The organism is Oleiphilus sp. HI0123, from assembly GCF_001635315.1.
On the sequence record NZ_LWGE01001130.1, the window covers coordinates 1 to 2,174 of the forward strand.

Below are 2,174 nucleotides of genomic sequence, written 5' to 3' on the forward strand. Positions count from 1 at the left end.
TGCAAGGTTACACCTACTACGAGAGAGAACATTGAGCCGTAATAGCGCTTAGCTAAGGCTATATTATTGAATAAGATTATTGTAACAACTGAAAGAACAGGACTATGACTATGGCAAAAGTATTGATTATCGGCGCTGGTGGCGTCGGTCAAGTCGTTGCGCAAAAATGCGCTCAATTACCCGATATTTTTACCGAGATTACGCTTGCTAGCCGGACAGAATCTAAGTGCAAAGCAATCGCCAAGCAGATACAAGAAAACTATCAGCGGACAATCGAAACGGCTCAGGTTGACGCCGATAAGGTTCCTGAATTAGTCGCGCTCTTAGAGAAAGTTAAACCGTTTATGGTCATTAATGTTGCCTTGCCTTATCAGGATCTGACGATCATGGATGCCTGCTTGGAAGCGGGTGTTCACTACCTTGATACGGCGAATTACGAACCATTAGATACGGCAAAATTCGAGTATAAATGGCAGTGGGAATATCAAGAACGTTTTGAGAAAGCAGGCTTGATGGCATTGCTGGGCTCAGGGTTTGACCCAGGTGCAACCAACATGTTTACTGCCTATATTGCCAAACACTATTTCGATGAGATCCACTATCTTGACATTATCGATGTAAACGGTGGTGATCACGGCTACCCCTTCGCGACAAACTTCAACCCTGAAATCAACATTAGAGAAGTCACCGCAGAGTGCCGCCATTGGGAAGATGGTGAGTTTGTAGCGACGCCTGCCATGTCGACACAGCAGAGCTTCACCTGCCCAGATGGCGTAGGCACCTACAATATTTTCCGAATGTATCATGAAGAGCTTGAGTCCTTAACCAAGCACTACCCTTCAATTAAGCGTGCGCAATTTTGGATGAGTTTTGGCGATAGCTATCTCAAACACCTAGAGGTCTTAGGGAATGTTGGGATGACAGGAATTGAGCCGATTGAATTCCAAGGCCAGGAAATTGTACCTATCCAGTTTCTGAAAGCCTTGCTACCAGACCCGTCTACTCTAGGCCCTCGCACTAAGGGTAAAACCTGCATCGGTTGTGTGGTCCGTGGCCTTAAAGATGGCAAAGAGAAAACAGTTTATTTGTACAACGTCAAAGATCATCAAGACTGCTACCAAGAGGTTCAATCTCAAGCGATCTCGTATACCACAGGAGTTCCAGCGATGATTGGTGCGAAAATGATGATCGAAGGCCATTGGATGAAGCCCGGTGTCTGGAATATGGAGCAGCTTGATCCAGACGCCTTTATGAGTGATATGAATGCCTATGGCTTATCGTGGAAAGTCATTGAAAACCCAGGGTTTGATTTGATCTAATGCTTAGTTCTATTTGCTTAGACGTTGGTAGGAAATAGGCATGGTTAAAGCAAAAACCTTTGAAGCGTTCGACCCAGCACGGGTGCCTTCTCCTTGCTTTGTCGTGGATGAAGTCGCAATAGAAAAGAACCTTAAAATACTGAACGAGGTACAGGAAAAGTCGGGCGCCAAAATATTATTGGCGCTTAAGGCTTTCTCTATGTTTAGCCTCGCGCCGCTTATCAACAAATACCTGGTAGGCACTTGTGCCAGTGGTTTGCACGAGGCACGTTTAGGCTATGAAGAGTTCGGTGGCAAAGACTTGGGTCAAGAGGTTCATACCTTTTCAGCCGCCTACACTGAGCATGACTTAGAAGAGATTATGGCAATCTCGAAACACGTCGTGTTCAACTCGTTCGGTCAGTGGGAGCGATTTAAAGAGAATGCCAAACGAGCCAAACAGGCTCGGCCTGACTTAGAGTTCGGTTTAAGGATCAACCCTTTGCACTCCGAGGGCACAACACCGATCTACGACCCTTGTGCGCCAGGCTCACGTCTGGGGATTCCAAGATCGGCGTTTAAAGATTGTAGCCTGGATGGTATAAGCGGTTTACACTTTCATACCTTATGCGAACAAGGTTTTGACGCGCTTGATAGAACACTTGCCGAAATTGAAAAACAATTTGCTGACATTCTACCTCGGCTTGAATGGGTGAATTTTGGTGGCGGACATCATATTACCCATCCAGACTACGACGTTGGCGCTTTGATCGAACGCATCAAACTATTTCAAGATCGCTACCAACTGCAAGTTTATTTAGAGCCAGGTGAAGCCATTGCAATTCACACAGGAGTATTAGTATCAGAGGTACTAGA

2 protein-coding genes are annotated in these 2,174 nt (G+C 45.8%); both read left to right on the forward strand.

Going from position 1 to position 2,174, the window contains the following annotated elements; translation table 11 throughout:
- Positions 1-110 precede the first annotated feature (110 nt).
- On the forward strand, positions 111-1,319 hold the full coding sequence (locus tag A3761_RS11755; protein WP_068509216.1) for a saccharopine dehydrogenase family protein: 1,209 nt from the start codon (positions 111-113) through the stop codon (positions 1,317-1,319).
- Between the two features lie 40 nt (positions 1,320-1,359).
- Positions 1,360-2,174, forward strand: an 815-nt coding sequence (locus tag A3761_RS11760) for a carboxynorspermidine decarboxylase (protein ID WP_068750252.1), incomplete at its 3' end; no start/stop codon positions are given.

Bases quoted from the DNA above. Each gene is read 5' to 3' on its own strand.
- A3761_RS11755 (WP_068509216.1), top strand. From the start codon at position 111: ATGGCAAAAGTATTGATTATCGGCGCTGGTGGCGTCGGTCAAGTCGTT.